This window comes from Streptomyces sp. NPDC048600 (genome assembly GCF_055587025.1).
On record NZ_JBVJGZ010000007.1, the window covers coordinates 177,331 to 198,869 of the forward strand.

Consider the following 21,539-nt stretch of genomic DNA (forward strand, 5'->3'; position numbering starts at 1 on the left):
TCTGGCGCTGTGAAGCGCCGCGACACGGACCTTCGGACAGCGACGGGAAGCACGCTCGTGGCTATGGCGTCACAGTGTTGAGGTATTGCCGCATTCCCTGCCGGGCCCAAGACGACGATCACATGAGTAGCGGCCAGGTGGTGTCCGCTACCTGCGGCAGCATGAAGTCATGCCGAAGACCTCATTGCGCCTGCTCTCGTTGCTCTCGCTGCTTCAGGCCCGCCGCGACTGGCCGGGAGCACTGCTGGCCGAACGGCTGGACGTCAGCCCTCGAACCGTGCGCCGCGACGTCGACCGCCTACGGGAGCTCGGCTACCCCATCGTGGCGGCCAAGGGTCCTGACGGCGGGTACCGGCTCGACGCCGGCACGGAACTGCCGCCCTTGCTGTTCGACGACGATCAGGCCGTGGCCCTTGCCGTCGCACTCCGTATCGCCACCACCGCCGGTGCCGGTATCGAGGAAGCCGCGGCCCGGGCGCTGAACACCGTCCGGCAGGTCATGCCCGCACGGCTCCGCCGACGCATTGACATCCTGCAGGTCACCGCCATCGAGCGGCCCGCGATGCGGCCGCCCCGCCAGGCCGACAGTGACGTGCTCACGGCCCTCGGCGCCGCCGTCCACGCCCGTGAAGTGCTGCGCTTCGACTACCGCCGTCCCACCTCACCACCAGGAACCGACAGCGACCCGACCGAACCTCCTCCGCGCCGGGTGCAACCCCACCATCTCGTCACCTGGGGCGGACGCTGGTACCTCGTCGCATGGGACCTCGACCGCGACGACTGGCGCATCTTCCGCGCGGACCGGATCACCCCACGCATCCCTACCGGGCCCCGATTCACCCCACGGGAGCTACCCGGAGGCGACGTGGCCGCTTTCGTCGCCGGCAGATTCCGCGGCTCCGAAGGCGTCGGCGACTGGCCCTGCCTCGGCGAGGTGATCCTTGAGGTTCCCGCCGCCGCCGTCCTCCCGTACACCCGGGACGGAGTCGTCGAGGAACTCGGCCCCAACCGCTGCCGCCTCGTCCTCGGCTCGTGGTCCTGGCCCAGCCTGGCCGCCACCATCGGAGGATTCGACGCCGACTTCGAGGTCGTCGGACCGACGCAGCTCAAGGACGCCTTCGCGCGCCTGGCTCGCCGTTATGCGGCTGCTGCCGAGCCCGGTACACGCTGAAGCGTCTGAGACACACCCACTGCCTCGTGCCGGTGTGGATCTGGACCTGGCCACCCGCGCCGAAGAAGCCTCCGGTCCGCTGACATCAGGTCTCCGAAGTCGGCGGATCGCACGCGGCGTCGGCGCTCAGGAGGAGACGGCGAGGGCGTGTTCGTCGTGGACCGCGGCAAGGTAGCGCTCGGCGTCGAGGGCCGCTGCGGCGCCGGCGCCTGGCGCGGTGATGGCCTGGCGGTAGGCGTGGTCGACGATGTCGCCGACGGCGAAGACCCCGGGGGATGTTGGTCCGCGTGGAGGGTGACGCGACCTTGATGTAGCCCTCGTCGTCGAGGTCGATCTGGCCGGTGAAGAGCACGGTGCGCGGGTCGTGGCCGATGGCGGTGAACAGGCCGGTGGCGTCGAGGTCGCGGGTCTTGCCGGTGATGGTGTCGCGCAGGACGACGCCGGCGAGATGCCGTTCGCCTTCTTGATCTCGGCGATCTCGCTGACGAAGGCGAAGGTGATCTTGCCGTCGGCGAAGGCACGGTTCTGCATGACCTTGGAGGCGCGCAGGGTGGAGCGGTGGTGGACGACGGTCACCGAGCGGGCGAAGCGGGTGAGGAAGGTGGCTTCCTCCATGGCGGTGTCGCCGCCGCCGACCACGACGATGTCGCGGTCACGGAAGAAGGAGCCGTCCCAGGTCGCGCACCACGACACGCCCCGGCCGGACAGCTCCTCCTCGCGAGACAGTTCGAGCTTGCGGTATCTGGAGCCGGTCGCGATGATCACGGCCTTGGCGCGGTGGACGGTGCCGGCGGAGTCGGTGACTTCCTTGATGTCGCCCGTGAGGTCGATGGAGACGATGTCGTCGTCGATCATCTCGGCGCCGAGGCGCCCTGCCTGCGCCCGCATGTTGTCCATCAGGTCGGGGCCGTCGATCCCCTGCGGCAGGCCGGGGAAGTTCTCCACCTCGGTCGTCGTGGTCAGCGCCCCGCCGACGAAGATCGAGCTGCCGAAGAGCAGGGCTCCAGCCGGGCGCGGGTGGTGTAGAGGGCGGCGGTGTATCCGGCGGGGCCGGAGCCTGTGACGATGATGTCGCGGACGCCGTCGCCGGTGGCGGCGGTCGGGCCGGTCACGCCTCCTGCTGCGCGGCGATCTCGGCGATCAGGGCCTCGATGCGGGTCTTGATCTGGTCTCGGATGGGTCGGACGGCCTCGACGCCCTTGCCGGCCGGGTCTTCCAGGGCCCAGTCGAGGTACTTCTTGCCGGGGAAGATCGGGCAGGCGTCGCCGCAGCCCATGGTGATGACGTAGTCGGACGCCTGGACGGCCTCGGTGGTGAGGACCTTCGGCTTCTGGTCGGCGATGTCGATGCCGAGCTCGGCCATGGCCTCCACCGCGGAGGGATTGACCTGATCGCCCGGGATCGAGCCGGCGGAGCGGACCTCGACGCGGTCCCCGGCGAGGTGGCGCAGGAATCCGGCGGCCATCTGGGAGCGGCCGGCGTTGTGGACGCAGACGAAGAGCACGGAGGCGAGCGGAGCGGTCATCGGTTCATCCTCGGGGGACGGCGCAGTCGCTGTGAAAACCGCCGACCGCGCGCTAAAAGAGGTCAGCCCGGGCTGGTACCAGCCCCGGGTGATGTGACAGTATCAGTCCATGCTGACGTCAGTCGATACTGATCTGATCCGGGCTCTGGGTGACCCCCTGCGCCTCCAGATCGTGACCCTGCTCGCTCGCGAGACGCTGTGCACCACCCACCTCGTGGAGGAGACCGGCGCCAAGCAGACCAACCTCTCCAACCACCTGAAGGTGCTGCGCGAGGCCGGTGTCGTGGAGACGGAGCCCTGCGGCCGGTTCACCTACTACAGGCTCAAGCCGGACGTCATCGAAACACTCGCCGGACAGTTCGCCGCCCTGGCGGCCACGGCCCGCGCCGGCGCCGACTCCAAGAGAGCCTGCCCGTAGCCACTCGCCTCACCTGCCCGAGGAGCCCCTGCCCGTGACCGCCACCGAGCCCGCTGCGAGCGACGCCATAGCCACCGACCCGTCGCCGCAGCCCGCGCCCGGCGCCACCCCGCCCCGCACCCCCCTGGTCGCCCGCGCGGCCGCCGAGCTCGTCGGCACCGCCGCTCTGGTGGCCGTCGTCGTCGGCTCCGGCATCCAGGCGACCCAGCTCACCGACGACGTCGCGCTGCAACTGCTCGCCAACTCCACGGCCACGGTCTTCGGTCTCGGTGTGCTGATCGCCCTGCTCGGTCCGGTGTCGGGAGCCCACTTCAACCCGGCCGTCACCCTGGCCGAGTGGTGGACCGCCCGCCGCGGCGGCGCGGGCGTGACCGGGCGCGAGCTGGCGGTGTACGTCCCCTCGCAGATCGCCGGTGCGATCGCTGGTGCGGTCCTGGCGGATGCGATGTTCGGCGAGCCCCTGGTGAAGTGGTCCACGCACGACCGCTCCGCCGGGAACCTGCTCCTCGGCGAGGTGGTGGCCACGACCGGCCTGATCCTGCTGATCTTCGGCCTGGCCCGTACCGACCGGCTCCGGTTCGCGCCCGTCGCGGTCGCCTCGTACATCGGCGCGGCCTACTGGTTCACGTCGTCCACCTCCTTCGCGAACCCGGCGGTGACGATCGGACGCGCCTTCACCGACACGTTCGCGGGCATCGCGCCGGCCTCCGTGCCCGCGTTCGTGGCGATGCAGCTGATCGGCGCGGTCGCGGGCCTGGCGCTGGTCGCGGTCATCTTCATGCGCGGTAAGCCGGACACCGTATAACGCATGCTGCGGACGTGGTGGCGATCGGCGGCGGCCAGAGCGGGCTCGCCGCCGGTTACCACCTGCGCCGCCTCGGCCTGGACTTCGTGATCCTCGACCGCGACGCCGCCCCCGGCGGTGCGTGGCAGCACACGTGGGAATCCCTGCGCCTGTTCTCACCTGCTGCGTACTCCTCGCTGCCCGGCCTGCTCATGCCGCCGCAACCGGGTGCGACGTACCCGGGAGCGGAGCGCGTCGTCGACCACCTCACCGACTACGAGCAGCGGCACGAGCTGCCTGTCGTACGGCCGGTGCGCGTCGCAGCGGTCCACAGGAACGGCGCCTTCTGCGGGTGGAGACGAGTGCCGGGACGTGGCGGTCCCGCGCGGTGGTCAGTGCCACCGGAACCTGGTCGCGCCCGTTCGTCCCCGCCCTCCCCGGCCGCGCGCAGTTCGAGGAAGGGCAGCTGCACACCGTCGAGTACCGGAGCCCCGCCGATTTCACCGGACAGCGCGTGATCGTCATGGGCGGCGGGAACTCCGCCGCGCAGATCGCCGCCGACCTCGCCTACGACACCGACCTCACCCGGGTCACCCTCCGCGAACCGCGCCATCTGGCCGACGACATCGACGGCCGGGCCCTGTTCGACGCGGCGACCGCCCACCGCCGCGCCCTCGACGAAGACCGCACCGACAGCGCAGGTGTCGCCTCGCTCGGCGGCATCTTCACCGTCCCGCCCGTACGCGAAGCCCGCGACGCAGGCCGCCTCAAGGCCCAGACGATGTTCACCCGCCTCGCCCCGACCGGCGTCGTCTGGGCCGACGGCGGCAGTGCCGACGCGGACGCCATCATCTGGTGCACCGGCTTCCGCCCTGCCCTCGGCCACCTGGCCCCGCTCGCCCTGCGCGGGACCCACGGCCACGTCCCCACACAAGGAACACGGCCGCCTGCGAGCCGCGCCTGCACCTCCTCGGCTACGGCGACTGGACGGGCCCCGCCTCCGCCACCCTCATCGGCGTCGGCCGCCCCGCGCGGGAAGCGGCCCGGGAGATCGCCGGACTGCTCGCAGCGGTGTGAACCCGCGCAGCGTACGAGAACCCGCCCGGGTTCCGCGGCGCCCCGGCGGGAATCATCCAGACCCAGGCACAGTGGCTCGCGACGGGAGCGGCGTGATGGCACACGGTCGTTCAGCGCTGGACCGGCAGGCCGTCCTCGCCGACTACGACAGGGCCCGCCGGACGTTCCACGCGCTCCTGGACGGGGCCACGCCTGCCACCCTTGCCCGCCCGACCGCCGGCACGCGATGGACCAACAGGCAGCTGCTGTGGCACATGTTCTTCGGCTACCTCGTCACCCGCGTCCTGCTGGGGCTCGCGCGTGGCTTCAGCCGCCTGCCCAGGAGCGCGAGCAAGGCGTTCGCCCGGCTGCTCGACGCGGGAACGCGGCCCTTCGACGTGATCAACTATCTCGGGCCGTGCGGCGCGGTGAAGCTGTTCGGGCCCCGCAGCACGGGGGCCGCGTTCGACCGGATCACCGCTTCGCTGGAGCGGCGGCTCACGAAGGAGTCCGAGCGTGATCTGGCGCGGGGGATGCACTGTCCGGTCCGGTGGGACCCGTTCTTCCAGGACTTCATGACCCTCGCGGACCTCTACCGGTACCCGACCCGGCACTTCGACTTCCACCACGACCAGCTCACCCTCGGTCCGAGCGGGTGAGGTCGGTCAGTCGATGTGCGGGCTGCGGCGCTCGATCAGGACGGTGTCGCGCCAGCGGCCGTGGTGGCGGCCGATGCGCTCGCGGGTGCCGATGATCCGGAAGCCGGCCCGTTCATGGACGGCGAGGCTGGCGGCGTTCTCAGGGAAGACGCCGGACTGGAGGGTCCAGATGCCGGCCCCCTCGGTCGAGTCGATCAGGGCCTTCAGCAGCGTGGAGGCGATGCCGCGGCCCCGGGCGTCGGGGTGCACGTAGACAGAGTGCTCGACGACACCGGCGTACGCGCAGCGGTCGGAGACCTTGGTGGCGGCGACCCAGCCGAGCACGCGCCCGGTCTCGTCGACGGCGGCGAAGCGGTGCTCGGGCAGCTTGGCCGCGTCGAACTCCGCCCAGGTCGGGGCGGTGGTCTCGAAGGTGGCGTTGCCCTCCTCGATCCCGGCCTGGTAGATCGCGACGACCTCGTCCGCGTGGTCGACGGTCAGCGGCACCACGAGCGTGGAGGCGCTCACGCGGCAGCGGCCCTGGTCAGGAGCTGCCCCATGGCTGCCAGGACCGCCGGCTCGACGCGGTAGTACACCCATGTCCCGCGGCGCTCGGAGGAGAGCAGCCCGGCATCCTTCAGCTTCTTCAGGTGGTGGGAGACCGTGGGCTGCGAGACGCCGACGTCGGAGATGTCGCAGACGCACGCCTCGCCGCCCTCGTGTGAGGCGACGGCCGAGAAGAGCCTCAGCCGGACCGGATCGCCCAGCGCCTTGAACATGACCGCGGTCCGCTCGGCCTCCTCCGCCGTCAGCGGCCGCTCGTTCAGCGGCGGGCAGCAGGGCTCGACGGCGGTCTCCAGCAGTGGCAGCGCCTTCACGTTCGACATACGTCTATGTTGACACATGTCGAATCAGTCGCCTAGGGCTGCGGGCGGCCGAGGGCGTGAGCCGGTCGCCGGGCGGCCCGCCGTGCATCGCGGCCGACTCCGCGCAGGGATGCGGACGACAGGCTTCGCTGCCGTTCCAGCCCGACATGGGCGAGGCAGGGGATGGGCGAGCGAAGCACCGTCGCGGTGCCTCGGCCGGCCCCTCTCGTCGAGGGCGCCGAGCGGAGCGAGGCAGCCGAGGTCCGGCGCGTAGCCGGTGGCCAGGATGATCGCGGCTATGTCCTCCCTGGCGCCGTCGGCCCAGGTGGCCGTGGGGCCGGCGATGCGAGTGAATATCGGGCGATGGTCCGGCCGGCCTGAGGCGAGGGCGGCTCGGCAGCGGCCGTCGTCGATCGCCGCCATCGTGGCCGGGCGGCGCTGGAGCCGGCCGAACGGGGCCGTGTCCAAGCCGGTCACGGTGGGCCAGATGGGCAGATCCCGCCCGAGCGGCTTCTGCGGCAACCAGCGCACCGGGCCGCAGCCGGCAAGGCTCACCCGCGCGACGTTCGCGAGCTCGGCGGCCACCTGCGCCGCGGAATTCACCTCGTTGCGGTGGGGGTACCGGCCGGGGTCGCCGTCGAACGGCAGCTCCGGCAGCGAGGCGTGCCGGGGCGGCGAGAACAGGGTGAGGCTGTCGTAGAAGCGGGGTCACGACCCCGCCGCCCGCTCCGCAGCCTCCAGGGCGAGGAGGTTGAGGCCTCTCGGGAGCAGGCTGTGCGCTGCCGCAAGACCTGCCTGGCCGCCCCCGATGACTGCGACGTCCGCGTGTTCCAGGAAGCCGGCTCCACATCGATGGATGTCTATGTTGACGCCTATCGATACAGGTGCCATGCTGAAGGCACAAGAGATCGACGGATGTCGAAACAAAAGGGGACTCGCATGAACACCACCGCCGCCCAGCAGCTGCCCGTCGTGGTCATCGGGGCCGGCCCCGCCGGTCTGGCCGCCGCCGCTCACCTCGTCGGACGGGGCCTTGAGCCACTGGTCCTGGAGGCCGGCGCGAAGGCGGGCGCGGCGGTGCGTGAGTGGTCGCACGTGCGACTGTTCTCCACCTGGGGCGAGGTCACCGACCCGGCCGCCGAGAAGCTGCTGGCCCCGACCGGCTGGGTGAAGCCCGACGCGGCGACGTACCCGACCGGCGGCGACTGGGCCGAGCAGTACCTCCAGCCCCTCGCCGACGTCCTCGGCGACAAGGTCCGCGTCGGCGCCCGCGTCACCGGCGTCTCCCGGGTGGGCCGGGACCGGATCGTCGACACCGACCGCGAGACCCAGCCGTTCACCGTCCACGTCACTTACGCCGACGGGCGCGAGGAGCGGATCCTGGCCCACGCCGTCATCGATGCCTCCGGCACCTGGGCCGTCCCGAGCCCGGCCGGCGGCGACGGCCTCCCGGCGCTGGGCGAGCACGCGGCAGCCGACCGGATCTCGTACCGCGTCCCCGACCTCAAGGACCCGGCGACCAGGGCCCGTTACGCGGGCAAGCTCATCGCCGTCATCGGCTCCGGCGCCTCCGCCTTCACCGCCCTCGCCTCGCTCGCCGAGCTCGCGAAGTCGCAGGACGGCGACGGTACGCACGCCGCCTGGATCCTGCGCCGGGGCATCTCCGGCTCCACCTTCGGCGGCGGCACCGCCGACCAGCTCCCCGCCCGGGGCGCGCTCGGCCTCGCCGCGAAGGCCGCTGTGGACGAGGGTCACGCTGACGCCGTCACCGGCTTCCGCACCGAAGCGATCGCGCGCGACGGCGAGCGCCTGGTCCTCGTCGCCGAGGACGGCCGCCGCCTCGCCCCGGTCGACGAACTCATCGTTCTCACCGGCTTCCGTCCCGACCTGTCCTTCCTCGACGAGCTTCGCCTCGGCCTCGACGAACGCCTCCAGGCACCCGTCGAGCTCGCCCCGCTCATCGACCCCAACCAGCACTCCTGCGGCACCGTCTACCCGCACGGCGTGAAGGAGCTCTCCCACCCGGAGGAGGGCGTCTACCTGGTCGGCATGAAGTCCTACGGCCGCGCCCCGACCTTCCTCGCCCTCACCGGCTACGAGCAGGTCCGCTCCGTCGTCGCCGCGATCGCCGGCGACCACGAGTCCGCCGAACGCGTCGAACTCGTCCTGCCCGAGACCGGAGTGTGCGGCGGAGCAGGCCTCTTCGACCAGCCCGAAGCCGATGCCGCGTCGGACGGCGGCTGCTGCGCGGCCCCGGCAACCCTCCAGATCGGCATCGGCGCGGCGCCTGCCACCGGCGGCTGCTGACCCCGCCCACCCGCCCAACCCACCCACAGGAGGAACGTGATGTCCCGCGTACAGCTCGCTCTACGTGTCCCGGACCTGGCGGCGTCCGTCGCCTTCTACACCAAGCTGTTCGGCACCGAGCCGGCCAAACTCCGCGACGGCTACGCCAACTTCGCCATCACCGAGCCGCCGCTCAAGCTGGTTCTCATCGAAGGCACCGCCGGCGAGGACACCCGCATGGACCACCTCGGCGTAGAAGTCGACAGCACCGACGCCGTCCTCGCCGCCACCACCCGGCTGAACGACGAGGGCCTGGCGACGGCAGAGGAGAACGACACCCGCTGTTGCTACGCCCTTCAGGACAAGGTCTGGGTCCACGGCCCCGGCCGCGAGCCCTGGGAGGTGTACGTCGTCAAAGCCGACGCCGACACCCTGACCAAGGAGAAGAACAGCACGTGCTGCGCCGGTCCGGCCACCGTCGAGACCGAAGAGCGCGCACCGGTCACCGCAGGCGGCTGCTGCTGACGCTGCGATGACCGAACTCCACACCCGCGGGGTCACGACCGGAACCGGGGACCGGTCGAGGCCCCGCGCCGTCCTGCCCGCGCTGTGCGCGACCCAGGTCACGAGCTGGGGAATCGTCTACTACGCCTTCCCCGTCCTCAACCCCCGGATCACTGCCGCGACCGGCTGGCCGACCGGCGCGACGATGGCGGCGTTCTCGCTCGCCCTGGTCGTGTCCGGGATCGCCGGAATCCGCGTCGGCCGGATCATCGACCGCCACGGCCCCCGCACGGTCATGACCGCGGGCTCTGCAGTCGGCACCGCGGGACTGGCCGTCATCGCGCTCGCCCCGAACCTGCCCGCGTTCTTCGCCGGCTGGGTCCTGGCCGGACTCGCCATGGCCGCAACCTTCTACCAGCCTGCGTTCGCTGCCCTGACCCGCTGGTGGGCACCCGACCACGTCCGCGCCCTCACCATCGTCACCCTCGCCGGCGGCCTCGCCTCCACCGTCTTCGCCCCGCTCACCGCCGCCCTCGCGGACCATCTGACATGGCGGACCACCTACCTCGTGCTCGCGGTGATCCTCGGCGCCGTCACGATCCCCTCGCATGCCCTCGCTCTGCGGGCCCCCTGGCCGCCGATCCCGCCCGCACCGGCCCACGCCCACGACACCCCGCAAGAGACCGTTCGCAGCCGGCCGTTCCTTCTTCTCGCTGTGGCCTTCACGCTGTCGGCGTTCGCGGTCTACGCGGCCGTCGTCACCCTCGTCCCGCTCGTGACCGAACGCGGCTACACCACCAGCCAGGCCGCCTGGGCACTCGGCCTCGGCGGCGTCGGCCAGACCCTCGGCCGCACCCTCTACGCACCACTCGCCCACCGCACCAGCACGACCGCCCGGACCGTCGTCCTCATCGCTCTCGGCGCTCTGACCACCGCCGCTCTCGCCGTCGTCCCCGGCCCCTACGGTCTCCTGCTCGTGGCATCGGTCGCTGCGGGCGTCGTTCGCGGCAACCTCACCCTGCTCCAGGCCACCGCCATCACCGACCGCTGGGGCACCACCAACTACGGCAGGCTCTCCGGCATCCTCAGCGCTCCCGCCATGACCGCCTCCGCTCTCGCCCCCTTTGCCGCAGCCCTCCTCGCCCCACTCCTTGGCGGAACACCCCAGCTCTTCGGCCTGCTTGCCGCACTCGCGGCAACCGCCGCACTCATAGCCGCCGGAACTTCCGTACACGAGCGACCCTGAGACCCGCTCCCCACCAGGACAAAGACCCGGCCTCCCCGCGAGCGTGCCCGTCCAACGCCAGGCGCGCGAAGCCCCGCGCGAAACAACCGTTCACGGCCTCACGTCACTGTCGAGGTTCCCGCCTGTCATCGCCGAGAGAACCCAGGATCGTGTGAAGAAATGCCAGCCTCCAGAGACTGGCAAGTCACTCCCGGTGACCGGCAAACACGGCGAGAGCAAAGCGACGCTGCGGCGGGTGCGGCACCTGTTCGTCAACCGCGCCAACGCGCCCACCAGCGATCAGCCTGTCGACGCGGTGGCCGTCGCCGAGCTCGTCGCGCTCGTCGGACTCGTCCTCGACACCGGCATCGCCGCAGCCGCCGCCTACGCGACATGGCCCTGACCGTCGAACCCAGCGGTCCGTTCACCCTCACCACCGGCCCCGACACCCCCACCGAACCAGCCCAGGAAACGGACGGCGGCAATCTCGCCTTCGACGCCAGCGCCGGCCGGCGTCCCGTCAGCAGCGGATGGTCACGGCCTCCACCGGCGCCGAGTCGGAACCCTCGATGCGACCGCCATCCAGCCCCGCCCGCCCGACCGCCGGACCACCTCCACGCGGCCGTCGGCCGTCTGCACCTGACATCCCGGCAACGCCGCCAGCCTCGAGGAAGACCATTGCAGGGCCCGCGAGCGTTTCGGGGTCTGCGGCCCGGCGCAGGTGTTCTGCTCCCGCGTTGGCCCAGCCGGCGATCCGCTCGCAGGTCCGCAGGGAGATGCGGCGCAGGAAGTCGCCGACGCGGTGGTGGTCGAGGAGACGGCCGAAGTGTTGTCCGGCCCGTTCCCGCATCCCCCGCCGCAGGTGCCCGAAAGCACCGTGCGCGGTCTGGAGGCGCTGCCTCTCGGGAAGGCTGTGCAGCGTCCCGGTGTGCTCGTCCGCCCGCCGCAGTGCGGTGCTCTCCTTGCCCGCCAGCCGTGGCCACCTTCGGACCGCGGTAGTCGCGGTCGTGGTCGGCGGCCGACGCCGGCAGCGCCGCCGCCCCCGATGACGGCTCCGGCCGTGAGCACGGCAGCGGCCAGACGGGGGGCGGTGACGGATGAAGTAGCAGACATGGATTCCACTCGATGGTGCGGGCACCCTCTCGCCGGTGATTCGGTCAGAGCTGCCTGCCTCCAGACTGCCCGACGCAGGCAGCCGCCATGACTCCGGGCGCCCACTTGCCGAGAGAAACGACTTCCTGGAGGCTCGCTGCCCGTCAGGCCGCGGGCCGGCCTCCCCAGTCATGGAGATTTACCTTCCTTCGCCCACATGCAGGCAGCTGGGCGCCACTTGCGAAGACAGACCGGCAATCCCGCCTTCGTCCGGCCCGCGCTAAAGCTGTGCGCCGGGTCTGCGCCGTCTGCATGAGCGCTTTTGCACCCAGCCCCGCCGGTCATCCGTCACCCAATGAGCCCAATGAGGTTCGGCCTCGAAAGTACTCAAGTAGTGCTCCGCGAACGCATCTGTGTGCTGCAGATCTCGACCGTAGTCCCATCCGTAAATTTGGTGACTGAATGCCTCTTCTCTCTCCTCTGACCTATTCGCTGTGCTCCGTGGACCGGATGGAAGATTTCTGCACACTTTCGAGTCGTATCACGCAGTCTTTCGAAAGTTTTGAGCCCTGAATAATCAGAAGCCGCAGCCGGGCGTCTGGTGGCCCTTGGCTGCAGACTGTGCCATTGCTGTCCGTATTCAGCCGACAGCGTGGCGAAATCAGGCTCTTTACTCGAAGGCCGGCCGCGGCGAAGATTTGATATCGAGGCGATGAACAGTGGAGCCGTTGCACGTGTTCGTCCCGGCCTCGACCGTGAATGTCAGGCCTTTTCGAACGATTTCGAACGTCGATTCTGCGTTCGAAATATTGCGTAGTGACGGGACGATGGATTTCTCCGCAAAGGCAGCGGTGGATCCAAGTGTCCTGTTGTCGGTGCGGAAGTGTGTGGTGGTGTACGGCCGGACGCCAGATTTGATACGAAGAATCCCTTGATTCCGTTCGAATAGAGCGACCGTACCCGTCCCCTACCTTTTCGCTCGCATAGATTCCGACCCGCTATGACGCCGCTCCGGGCGCCTCGGCTGTGCGTGTTGAAGGCATTTTCCGAACAGTGTGCTCCTCGCGGTGGAGAGGGACAGGAGGGACAGGCATGACGAGCAATGCGAGCGAAGTGGATCTCCAGTCGCTGCTGCACCAGGCGCTGGACGCTACAGGTGAGGACGCTCGGTGGACCACCGACGCCGACGCCATGTGGTGCCGCCTGACACCCTCGTCCGCGATCCGGCGCACGCAGGGCTGGAAACTCCATGTGTCGGCGACCGCCGGCTCGGCGCCCGCCGTGCTGGCGAAATCCCTCCCCGTCCTGCTGCTGCAGGATTCGGCGTTCAAGTTCGTGCGCTCCCTGGACCAGGTAGGCGCCCTCAACTCGCGTGCCACGCCTCGGGGAACCTCGGGCAAGTTCATCACCGTGTACCCGCGCTCCGACGCCGATGCGGCCCGGCTGGCGAAGGAACTTCACAGGGCGACGGCCGGACTCGCCGGCCCCCGTATCCTGTCGGACCAGCCGTACGCCGCGAACAGCCTGGTGCACTACCGCTACGGCGCCTTCGTCGCGCGGCGGCGACTCTCCGACCAGGGCCTGTTGGTGTGGTTCATCGAAGACCCCGACGGCAACCCCGTCGAGGACATCCGCACCGGCCACTACGCTCCGCCGTCCTGGGTAGTTAGCCCCTTCCCCGCCACGGTCCCGACCGCGCCGCGCCCCCGCACGGAGAATGCGGCACCGGTGCTGCTCGGCAGCCGCTTCGCGATCCGGGAGGCGATCCGCCACACGAACAAGGGCGGCGTCTACCGGGGGACCGACGTCACCTCGGACCTGCCGGTGGTCATCAAGGAGGCGCGGCCGCACGTGGAGGCCGACGCGTCCGGGACGGACGTACGCCAATGGCTGCGTGCCGAAGCCCGGATGCTGGAGTACTTCGACGGCAAGGACCTCGCCCCACAGCTGCTGGCGACGTTCGAGCACGCCGGGCACCTGTTCCTCGCCCAGGAGGAGATCCCCGGCATCCCGCTGCGCAACTGGACCGCCGAGCACTTCCGCGACACCGGAAGCGAGCGCTACCGGGCCGACGCCCTGGACCTGTGCGCACGCCTCGTCGAACTCGTCGCCGCCGCGCACGCCCACGGCTGCGTCCTGCGGGACTTCACACCCGGCAACGTCATGGTCCGGCCGGACGGGCAACTGCGCCTGATCGACCTCGAACTGGCGGTCCTCAAGGACGACGACCCGCTGCCGACCACCGTCGGGACGCCCGGCTTCAGCGCCCCCGAACGCCTGACCGGCGCGCTCGTCGCGCCGGCGGCGGACTACTACAGCCTCGGTGCCACTCTCTGTTTCGTGCTCGCGGGCAAAGTGCCCCATCTCCTGCCCGAGGAACCGGCAGCGAGGCCGGCGCAGGAGCGGCTTGCCGCGTGGCTGGCCGCGGGCGACGCGGTGCTGCACCTGCCCGCAGGGTTGCCCGAGATCATCCTGGGACTGATGAAGGACGACCCCGCCGAGCGTTGGGACCCGGCCAGGGCCGGCGCAGCGCTGCGCAACGCCCGGCGCTCGGCCGAGCGCCGAACAGTTCCACCGGCTCTCCCGGCCCGACGGCCCGCTGAGTTCGGGGCCGGAGGGGTACCCGTCGATGCTGTCGGGTCCGCTCTGACACCGCCCGACGCCGTGGGCAACGCCCCGGCGGACGCCGGCGCGGTCACGGCCGTGGTGGCCGGCATCGTGGACCACCTCATCGACTCCATGACCCCGCAGGACGACCGTCGCCTGTGGCCCGTCTCCACCATGGCGGGGGAGAGCGACCCCTGCACCGTCCAGCAGGGTGCCGCAGGCGTCCTCGGCGTCCTCACCCGCTCCTTCGAACTCACCGCCGACCGGCGCCTGCCGGACCTGCTCGCCACCGCGGGCCACTGGGTGGCCGCCCGCACGGACACCCGGTCCCCCCGGCCAGGACTGCACTTCGGCGGCCGCGGCACCGCCTGGGCCCTGTACGAGACCGGTCGCGTCCTCGACGACCGCGCCTTGACCGACCACGCGCTCGCCCTGGCCCTCGCGCCGCAGCAACCAAGCCCCCACCGGGACATCACCCATGGCCTCGCCGGCAGCGGGCTGGCCGCCGTCCACCTGTGGCACCGCACCGGCGACACGCGGCTCGCCGCCCTGGTCGCCGACGAGGCCGAACAGCTGGCAGCCGCCGCGACCCCGGAAACGCACGGAGTGAGCTGGCCCGCACCGGTGGAAGCGGTCGCCGGGGAAGCCGGCAAGCGCTACCTCGGCTTCGCCCACGGGACTGCCGGCATCGGCTGCTTCCTCCTCGCCGCCGCCACCGCCACGGACAGCCGGAAGTACCGGGACCTGGCCGTCGCGGCCGGCGAGGCACTGGCGGCGCACGCCGTGACGGTCGGCGGGGCGGTCCACTGGCCGGCCCAGGCCGGCGATGTGCCTACGGCCCCGTACTGGTGCCACGGTTCAGCCGGTATCGGCTCCTTCCTGCTCCAGCTGTGGCAGACCACCGGTGACGACCGGTACCGCGACCTCGCCACCGGTGCGGCGCGGGCCGTCATGGAACGCGCCTCCCGAGCCCCCCTCACGCAGTGCCACGGCCTGGCGGGCAACGGCGACTTCCTCCTCGACCTGGCCGCCGCGACCGGCGACCCGGCCCACCGCGCCGGTGCCGAAACCATGGCCCGCCTCATCGCCGCCGAACGCTCCCACCGCGGCTCCCACGTCGTCTTTCCCAACGAATACGGGGAAGTCTCGACCGGCTGGAGCGACGGGTCCGCAGGAATCCTGGCCTTCCTCCAGCGGACCCTCCACACGGACTCCCGGCTCTGGATGATCCAGCAGCCGGGCTGAGCGACAGGAACCCCTGTCGCCGACCTCGCAGAAGAAGGAGAAAGTCATGGAGAACCGCGACCTCGAACTGCTGGCAGAGCTCCACGCCCTCCCGGAGACCGACCCGGTCGGCGCCGACGGGGCGGCGTTCGCCGCGACGTGTGAGTGTGTCGGCCTGCTCACGCTCCTCAACACCGTCTGCGTCGGCGTCAGCTGCGCCTGACCAGGCAGGAGCCCTCGCGGATCCGGCACCGCTCAGCCGCCCCTGGCAACCGCACCTTTTGTTGACGGGGCAGTGACAGCCGGTTCCCCGTAGGCCAGCAAGAAGGCCCCGTGCACCCGCGTCGCCGGCCGACCAGGGCAGCACGAAGGGGCTGCTCGACCTCCGGCCGGTGGCTGCACGCGCAGCAGCCACCGGCCGGAGCGTCCGGCTCCGCCACAAGGAGGCACCACGTACGCGCCCCGAACGCAACCGTCCCCTTCAACATAGCGCTCACGCAAGGCCGTTGACGACACCCAGCAGACGAGGACCCGAGTGACCATGCAGCCGCACGCCGGTGCCGACGCCCCCGCCCGGGCCACGCTCCCGACCACCGCCGGCGCGGACCCGGACGACGCGGGGCCCGCCACCGGGGAGCCGTACGCCATCAGCACCCGTGCCCTGGTCAAGAACTACCCCGGCCCGGACGGCGGTGTCACTCCCGCCGTGCGCGGCCTGGACCTCGGCGTGCACCAAGGCGAGGCCTTCGCGTTTCTCGGCCCCAACGGCGCCGGGAAGTCCACCACCATCGCCCTCCTGTGCGCCCTGGCCCGCCCCACCTCCGGAGCGGCCACGGTGGCCGGTGTCGACGTACTCACCCAGCCCGACCAGGTCCGCCGTCGGGTCGGCATGCTCTTCCAGCACAGTGCACTGGACATGGAACTGACGGTCCAGCAGAACCTGCGGATCCACGCCCGGCTCTACGGTATGAGCCGCCGCGACGCCCACCGACGCACCACCGAGACCCTCCAAGCCGTCGGCCTCGACGACCGGCGGCGCTCCCCGGTCCGGACCCTCTCCGGAGGCATGCGCCGCCGCATCGAACTCGCCCGTGGCCTGCTCCACGAACCGCGCGTCCTCTTCCTGGACGAGCCGACCACCGGACTCGACCCTCACGCGCGTGCCCAGGTCTGGGACCACCTCCGCCAGTTGCGAGACCGGCAGGGGACCACGCTCTTCATCACCACGCACTACCTGGACGAGGCCGAGAACTGTGACCGCCTCGCCATCATCGACAGCGGCCGCCTCGTCGCACAGGGAACACCCGCCGCCCTCAAGGCGGCGATCGGCGACGACCGGGTCGTACTGCGCACTCACGACGACGCAGCCGCCGACCGCACCGTCCGCCGCACCACGCCGCCAAGCACCCGAACGACTCTCGGCCCCGACGGAATCAGCCTGCGCCTGCCCGACGGCAGCTCCTGGATCCCCCGCCTGTGTGCGGCCCTCGCCGCCGACGGCATCCCGGTCCAGGCCGCCTCGGCGACACCGCCGACCCTCGACGACGTCTTCTTCCACCACACGGGCCGCAGCATCCACACCCCACGCCCCACCTCACCCCCCGCAACGACGGAGGAAGGCCCGTGACCGTCCCCGCCGTCACCGCACCGGCCAGCCCCGACGGCCACGCCCGCCCCCGTTCGCCGCAGTCGGCCCGCCTGCGCCGGGAACTGCGCGCGATCCACGCCCTGGTCAACCGCGACCTGCTGCGCCTGTGTTCACAGCCCACCCACACCGCGCTCATGCTGATCCAGCCGGTGCTCTACCTCTTCATCCTCGGGGGCGGCCTCGCGGCCCTGATCCCCGCCTCCACGCTCGGCGTCGGCTACCAGACCTACCTCTTCCCGGGCATGCTGATGATGACCGTCCAGACCCCGGCCATCATGGTCGGCATCCGCCTGATCACCGACCGGCAGACCGGCTACCTGCGCGAACTGCTCATGGCGCCGGTCAGCCGCGCCACTTTGCTCCTGGGCAGTTGCGCGGGCGGCACCGCGGTGGCGGCCGTCCAGGGCACCGTCCTCCTCGCGCTGGGCGGCACGGTCGGCCTGCCCTATGACCCCCTGCTGCTGGCCCTGCTTCTCGCAGGCATGGTCCTGGCCTCCTTCACCATCACCGCCCTCTCACTCGCCCTCGCCGTCACCCTCGGCCGCCCCGAGCTCTTCCACATGCTCCTGGGCCTGGTGATGATGCCGCTGCTCTTTCTGTCCGGCGGCTTCTTCCCCCTCGACAACCTCCCCGGCTGGGCACGCGGACTGGCCGCCCTGAACCCCATCGCCTACGGTGTGGACCTGCTGCGCCGCTCCATCACCGTGCGGGTACCGCAGCAGACGACCGCGGCCGGCATCGAGTGGCTCGGCCACCAGCCCCCGCTCCTCCTGGAAGCCGCCGCTCTCCTGACCGTCGGCGTCCTCACCCTCCTCTACGCCGCCCGCCGCTTCAGCCGTCCCGAATGACCGCAGCCGAGCGGGCCCGCGAGCCCGCAGCGGCTGGTGGGGGCAGGAGCGGAAACCCGCCCGGCTCGATTCACACGCTCCCAGCCCAGCCGGACGGCCGCCAAGCCGTCAACACGTGCAACGGCCGAGCCCGGCACCGCTCTCGGAGCAGGAGACTGATCTGCAGCGCCGTGCCTCCAAGCTCCATGCCGCACTATGCGCGTGTGATGTAGTGATCAGTTGGTGGGCTCTGTCCTCTTCTGGCGGTGGGGCCGGTAGGACATTGACTGTGACTCGTCGGCAACTCACCGACGAGCAATGGAAGTTCGTCGAGCCGTACCTGCCGATCGGAGAGTAGGGTCCCTGTCCCGATCGGCTGCGAGAGCAGTTCGAGGGAGTGATCTGGCGGTGCCGGTCCAGTGGCCAGTGACCGAAGATGCCCGCCGAGTTCTACCCCTGGGCCACCGTCTACGGGCGGTTTCGGGCCTGGCGCAACGCCGGTGTCTTCTCCGCTCTGCTGGAAGGCCTGATCGCCGCGGCAGCCCGCGCGGACCGGACGGATCTGTCCCTGGTCAGCGTGGACTCCACGACGGTCCGCACCCATCACGACGCCGCGGGAATGCGGGTGAGCGACGACCGCATGGAGGTACTGGAGGAGCCCGCACTGGAGCAGGAGCGGGCCCGGCAAAAGGGGGCCGGCCGCAGGAACGGACAGGCCGGGCGGCAGCGCGTCCGGCGCGGACGCAGGCTCCGCCTTGCCCAGGCCCTGCTCGGCAAGTCGAGGAGCGGCCTGACCAGCAAAGTCCATCTCGCCTCGGACCGCAGATGCCGCCGCCCGCTCGCCGTCGTCCTGACCGCGGGGCAGGCGGCCGACAGTCCTCAATCGTGTGCAGGTTTGCGACGACGTCGGAGTCGACGATCTTCAGGCGCGGCGCCAGGTGCCCGTACAGGCCGGCCGCGATCTCGGTCTGGGCAGGGGAGGAGTCCACGGCTCAGACCCGGGCGGGCCGGTGACGGGTCGCCACGTGGGCGGCGTGCAGGGCCGGTCCCGCGCCGAGGTCTCCCGCCCGCGCCCCGTCCAGGCCGCCCAAGACCTCCGTGCAGGGCTCGAGTTCTGTTCCCAGGTCCAGTGAAACGAGTCCGGAATGTCGCGGTCGGTGGCGCCACGGCTGCGGCCGCAGGGGTGCAGAGGTCGGGGGTGGTCGTAGTCACCCACCTCATCCTTGCCGCCCCCTCGCGGGCCGGATCCCCGCCATGTCACCCCTGCGTGGCGGGAGCCCGATGCCCGGCTCCCCAGCGAGTGCCCGCTCGGCCGCCTCGACGAGCTCCTTCACGCGATATGGCTGAACCACGAGTGCCCACAGAATTCTCTCGGGCACGGGGTGTCAGGGTGGTGGGGTGTCGGCACATACTCTGGACATCCACAGCTCATGCACGCCGTGGGACCGTCATCGATGCCCACTGCCTTGAGCCTCGCACGGGCTTTCTGCTGGGCCGTCCGGAGTTGTTGCTCGGCCTCATCGAGGGCGACTGCGTTCTCCTTGTAAACGCCCTTTTGCGTTTCTGTTAGATTCCGTTGACTTTCCATGACTCTGTTCCTTGCCTGGTGCCGATCCGGCAGGACTCGCTGCCCTGATCGGTCAGGTCGCGTGTCGTGAGGCGTTGTGCCTGCATGCACTTCTCTCGCACACCTCGCCGTCGCCGATGAACTCCGAGCACATGCCGCACTGTCGGCACTGGCTGCCAAGGAAATCGTCGTCGAACCCCTGGATGTCGGCCCGCCTGAGCATTTCCCCCGCTTCCCTGGGCGTTGATGATCAGCAGAGCAGCCTTCTCCAGAGTCTTCGACTGCTCGTCGGTGAGCTGCTGTTGGGACGTATACCCAGACATGACCACTCCTTGATTTGCTTCGCTGGCAGTCTGGTCAGCCCTGGCGAGTGGTACGTAGGGGCGGGCAAAGCCGGCGCAGGGAATAGAGGTGAGGCCTGGTCCTTTGAACTCGTTGGCCTCGTTCGAGGCTACGGCCGTGCCGTCAGCGCAGCGTCACGCCGCGGTCAAAGTCCAGCCGGGCTCGCCTACGACGAGGTCGTCCACTGCCAGGACCGCTACGACCAGAAGGCCGACGGCGGCCGCATGCGGCGAGGTGGCCACCGCCCAGGACCGACCCGACAGACGAGCGTCATGATTATGGCCGCTGAATCCCGCGCAGGGAGTGGACGTCTCGAACCACCACCGGGCGCAGTCGTCGGCTGCCACCCGCACCCACGCCTCGGGGCCGTGCTCGTGGACCGCGCCCAGCGGCTGGAAGCAGTCCCCCTGCTCGGCAGGCCGCACGGCGTGGGTCGTCTTGCCGACGGCCCCTGCCGACAACTTCAGCCAGGCCCACTTCGGCACCTTCACGGCCAGGGCATCTGCTCGGAACTTCCCCGCACCCGTGGTGACTTCGGCCGAGCAAGCAACGGCGAGCACGTAGCCGAACTGGCGATCTTCCAGCGCGGCCCGCAGCTTGGGGTTGCCGCCGTAGACCTCATCGCCCGTGATCCAGCCCGCACGGTGCCCGGCGTCAAGAAACCGGCCGATCATGCGGGCGGCCGGCTCCGGCTTGGTCGCGAAGACGGTGTCCTCGCCCAGTCCCGCCACCCGGCAGCGGTCCGGGTCGCACGTCCACGAGCGGGGGACGTACAGCTCGCGGTCGATCGGCGCGTGTCCGCGGCGGCCTGCATAGACGAGGTAGACAGCGACCTGAGCGTTTCGATCCTCCCATCCCACTCAGCCCGGCCGAGCAGGTGCTGCGTTCCATGCGGACTGGCCTGCCCGGCCCACTCGGCGATGCTCCACCAGTTCTTGCGCGGCAGGTCCGACAGCAGCCCCAGCACCAAGTCCCGCACCCGACGCCGGGGTTCAACCCGCGCGAACCGGCCCGCCATCCGGGACATCAGGACCTCGAACGCCTCCCGCCGGCGGGCAGGGTCTACGCTGTGACTCGCGGCCATCGCGTGATCTTCAGTCTTCACACACCGATGATCAACGGTAGCCGCGCCCGTCTTACCGCCCCTCGGTCACGACGTGCGAAGACGGGGCCGCATCCCTTCCGTGTCCCGCACGGGGCACGCAGCGTTCGCCCGCCGTCACGTGCCAGGAGGACACATGCAACGCGGTGAAGTCTGGTGGGTCGACTTCGATGAGCGACGCCCGGTCGTGCTGCTCTCGGACGAGGAGTCATCCGGGTTTCAGGCGATGCAGGTCGTTGCGCCGGCGGGCGTCGATATCAGCGGCCTGGGCGTTGAAGTGGCCGTAGGAGCCCCGGAAGGACTGCCCTTCAAAGGCGTGCTGCGGTTCGCGTTCCCGCGTCCAGGCTTTACTCCGTGCACATGGCTGACCACCGTGGCCCGGGACGACCTGATCGAGCGGGCGGGCGTGTTGTCCTCCGTGAAGCTCAGCGAGGTTGGAGAAGCCCTCCGTGCCGCTGGACAGAGGAGGGAGTGGACCCCGATGACGGCTGCCAGGATCAGCGAGATCAAAGATGCCCGCCGTCTCCAAGGACTCGAGTAGCGGACGCCTGCGCTGCCCAGCTCGATCTCGTCGACGACTGACCGCTGCCCCCTCTCCACTAAACTCCAGCAACAAGATCACGATCTACGTATCGAGTTGTGATCATCGGGTGGTCC

General features: G+C 70.6%; 16 protein-coding genes and 4 pseudogenes. 15 read left to right on the top strand and 5 right to left on the bottom strand.

The window, feature by feature from the left end:
- The first annotated feature begins 169 nt into the window (after nt 1-169).
- Entirely contained in the window at nt 170-1,171 is a 1,002-nt protein-coding gene (locus ACZ6SQ_RS12400) for a helix-turn-helix transcriptional regulator (RefSeq protein WP_469559976.1), read from the top strand.
- A gap of 126 nt (nt 1,172-1,297) precedes the next feature.
- On the opposite strand, the pseudogene trxB reads toward ACZ6SQ_RS12400, so the two are convergent.
- Together trxB and ACZ6SQ_RS12410 are read right to left on the bottom strand one after the other, a co-directional pair.
- A pseudogene (gene trxB, locus ACZ6SQ_RS12405) lies at nt 1,298-2,283 on the bottom strand (thioredoxin-disulfide reductase).
- Nucleotides 2,280-2,696, bottom strand: coding sequence for an arsenate reductase ArsC (locus ACZ6SQ_RS12410; RefSeq protein ID WP_469559979.1), 417 nt, complete (start codon nt 2,694-2,696; stop codon nt 2,280-2,282). The pseudogene trxB and the gene ACZ6SQ_RS12410 overlap by 4 nt, the downstream one beginning before the upstream one ends.
- A 109-nt stretch (nt 2,697-2,805) precedes the next feature.
- Between ACZ6SQ_RS12410 and ACZ6SQ_RS12415 the strand changes: the two genes are divergently transcribed.
- From ACZ6SQ_RS12415 to ACZ6SQ_RS12430, 4 genes and pseudogenes are all read left to right on the top strand, one after another.
- On the top strand, nt 2,806-3,114 hold the full coding sequence (locus ACZ6SQ_RS12415) for an ArsR/SmtB family transcription factor (protein ID WP_469559981.1): 309 nt from the start codon (nt 2,806-2,808) through the stop codon (nt 3,112-3,114).
- Between the two features lie 34 nt (nt 3,115-3,148).
- Entirely contained in the window at nt 3,149-3,919 is a 771-nt protein-coding gene (locus tag ACZ6SQ_RS12420) for an aquaporin (RefSeq protein WP_469559984.1), read from the top strand.
- A pseudogene (locus ACZ6SQ_RS12425) lies at nt 3,916-4,975 on the top strand (ArsO family NAD(P)H-dependent flavin-containing monooxygenase). The gene ACZ6SQ_RS12420 and the pseudogene ACZ6SQ_RS12425 overlap by 4 nt, the downstream one beginning before the upstream one ends.
- A 95-nt stretch (nt 4,976-5,070) precedes the next feature.
- Nucleotides 5,071-5,613 carry a DinB family protein gene (locus ACZ6SQ_RS12430; RefSeq protein ID WP_469559986.1) on the top strand — a complete coding sequence of 181 codons (543 nt, stop codon included), beginning with the start codon at nt 5,071-5,073 and terminating at the stop codon, nt 5,611-5,613.
- Nucleotides 5,614-5,619: 6 nt separating this feature from the next.
- Here ACZ6SQ_RS12430 and ACZ6SQ_RS12435 read toward each other — a convergent pair whose 3' ends face one another.
- Both ACZ6SQ_RS12435 and ACZ6SQ_RS12440 read right to left on the bottom strand, forming a co-directional pair.
- On the bottom strand, nt 5,620-6,120 hold the full coding sequence (locus tag ACZ6SQ_RS12435; protein WP_469559989.1) for a GNAT family N-acetyltransferase: 501 nt from the start codon (nt 6,118-6,120) through the stop codon (nt 5,620-5,622).
- The gene (locus ACZ6SQ_RS12440) at nt 6,117-6,479 is read right to left on the bottom strand and encodes an ArsR/SmtB family transcription factor (RefSeq protein ID WP_469559992.1); all 363 of its coding nucleotides are present in this window, start codon (nt 6,477-6,479) and stop codon (nt 6,117-6,119) included. The genes ACZ6SQ_RS12435 and ACZ6SQ_RS12440 overlap by 4 nt, the downstream gene beginning before the upstream one ends.
- 918 nt (nt 6,480-7,397) lie before the next feature.
- Between ACZ6SQ_RS12440 and ACZ6SQ_RS12445 the strand changes: the two genes are divergently transcribed.
- The 9 genes and pseudogenes from ACZ6SQ_RS12445 to ACZ6SQ_RS12485 all read left to right on the top strand — a co-directional run.
- Nucleotides 7,398-8,765 (top strand): NAD(P)-binding domain-containing protein, encoded by a 1,368-nt coding sequence (locus ACZ6SQ_RS12445; RefSeq protein WP_469559996.1) that lies wholly within the window; start codon nt 7,398-7,400, stop codon nt 8,763-8,765.
- 39 nt (nt 8,766-8,804) lie between these two features.
- On the top strand, nt 8,805-9,269 hold the full coding sequence (locus tag ACZ6SQ_RS12450) for an ArsI/CadI family heavy metal resistance metalloenzyme (RefSeq protein ID WP_469559999.1): 465 nt from the start codon (nt 8,805-8,807) through the stop codon (nt 9,267-9,269).
- Between the two features lie 7 nt (nt 9,270-9,276).
- A complete protein-coding gene (locus ACZ6SQ_RS12455) occupies nt 9,277-10,494 on the top strand; it encodes an MFS transporter (RefSeq protein WP_469560001.1) in 1,218 nt (405 codons plus the stop codon).
- A gap of 193 nt (nt 10,495-10,687) precedes the next feature.
- Entirely contained in the window at nt 10,688-10,876 is a 189-nt protein-coding gene (locus ACZ6SQ_RS12460; RefSeq protein WP_469560004.1) for a hypothetical protein, read from the top strand.
- A 1,781-nt stretch (nt 10,877-12,657) separates the two neighbouring features.
- Nucleotides 12,658-15,417, top strand: a complete 2,760-nt coding sequence (gene lanL / locus ACZ6SQ_RS12465) for a class IV lanthionine synthetase LanL (protein ID WP_469560007.1) — start codon at nt 12,658-12,660, stop codon at nt 15,415-15,417.
- Nucleotides 15,418-15,463: 46 nt separating this feature from the next.
- Nucleotides 15,464-15,619, top strand: coding sequence for a VenA family class IV lanthipeptide (locus tag ACZ6SQ_RS12470; protein ID WP_389334019.1), 156 nt, complete (start codon nt 15,464-15,466; stop codon nt 15,617-15,619).
- A 318-nt stretch (nt 15,620-15,937) separates the two neighbouring features.
- A complete protein-coding gene (locus tag ACZ6SQ_RS12475) occupies nt 15,938-17,023 on the top strand; it encodes an ABC transporter ATP-binding protein (protein WP_469560256.1) in 1,086 nt (361 codons plus the stop codon).
- Nucleotides 17,020-17,892 (top strand): ABC transporter permease, encoded by an 873-nt coding sequence (locus ACZ6SQ_RS12480; protein ID WP_469560011.1) that lies wholly within the window; start codon nt 17,020-17,022, stop codon nt 17,890-17,892. The genes ACZ6SQ_RS12475 and ACZ6SQ_RS12480 overlap by 4 nt, the downstream gene beginning before the upstream one ends.
- Before the next feature lie 415 nt (nt 17,893-18,307).
- Nucleotides 18,308-18,844, top strand: a pseudogene (locus ACZ6SQ_RS12485) (transposase family protein); the annotation flags it as partial.
- 1,373 nt (nt 18,845-20,217) lie between these two features.
- Here ACZ6SQ_RS12485 and ACZ6SQ_RS12490 read toward each other — a convergent pair.
- A pseudogene (locus tag ACZ6SQ_RS12490) lies at nt 20,218-20,864 on the bottom strand (transposase); the annotation flags it as partial.
- Between the two features lie 154 nt (nt 20,865-21,018).
- On the opposite strand from ACZ6SQ_RS12490, the gene ACZ6SQ_RS12495 reads away from it, so the two are divergent.
- Entirely contained in the window at nt 21,019-21,423 is a 405-nt protein-coding gene (locus ACZ6SQ_RS12495; RefSeq protein WP_469560013.1) for a type II toxin-antitoxin system PemK/MazF family toxin, read from the top strand.
- Nucleotides 21,424-21,539: the final 116 nt, after the last annotated feature.

What these genes read in the sequence shown, in the direction of transcription:
- ACZ6SQ_RS12400 (WP_469559976.1), top strand. Translation starts at nt 170, where the DNA reads ATGCCGAAGACCTCATTGCGCCTGCTCTCGTTGCTCTCGCTGCTTCAG.
- ACZ6SQ_RS12410 (WP_469559979.1), bottom strand. Translation starts at nt 2,696, where the DNA reads ATGACCGCTCCGCTCGCCTCCGTGCTCTTCGTCTGCGTCCACAACGCC.
- ACZ6SQ_RS12415 (WP_469559981.1), top strand. Translation starts at nt 2,806, where the DNA reads ATGCTGACGTCAGTCGATACTGATCTGATCCGGGCTCTGGGTGACCCC.
- ACZ6SQ_RS12430 (WP_469559986.1), top strand. Translation starts at nt 5,071, where the DNA reads ATGGCACACGGTCGTTCAGCGCTGGACCGGCAGGCCGTCCTCGCCGAC.
- ACZ6SQ_RS12440 (WP_469559992.1), bottom strand. Translation starts at nt 6,479, where the DNA reads ATGTCGAACGTGAAGGCGCTGCCACTGCTGGAGACCGCCGTCGAGCCC.
- ACZ6SQ_RS12445 (WP_469559996.1), top strand. Translation starts at nt 7,398, where the DNA reads ATGAACACCACCGCCGCCCAGCAGCTGCCCGTCGTGGTCATCGGGGCC.
- ACZ6SQ_RS12450 (WP_469559999.1), top strand. Translation starts at nt 8,805, where the DNA reads ATGTCCCGCGTACAGCTCGCTCTACGTGTCCCGGACCTGGCGGCGTCC.
- ACZ6SQ_RS12455 (WP_469560001.1), top strand. Translation starts at nt 9,277, where the DNA reads ATGACCGAACTCCACACCCGCGGGGTCACGACCGGAACCGGGGACCGG.
- lanL (WP_469560007.1), top strand. Translation starts at nt 12,658, where the DNA reads ATGACGAGCAATGCGAGCGAAGTGGATCTCCAGTCGCTGCTGCACCAG.
- ACZ6SQ_RS12470 (WP_389334019.1), top strand. Translation starts at nt 15,464, where the DNA reads ATGGAGAACCGCGACCTCGAACTGCTGGCAGAGCTCCACGCCCTCCCG.
- ACZ6SQ_RS12475 (WP_469560256.1), top strand. Translation starts at nt 15,938, where the DNA reads ATGCAGCCGCACGCCGGTGCCGACGCCCCCGCCCGGGCCACGCTCCCG.
- ACZ6SQ_RS12495 (WP_469560013.1), top strand. Translation starts at nt 21,019, where the DNA reads ATGCAACGCGGTGAAGTCTGGTGGGTCGACTTCGATGAGCGACGCCCG.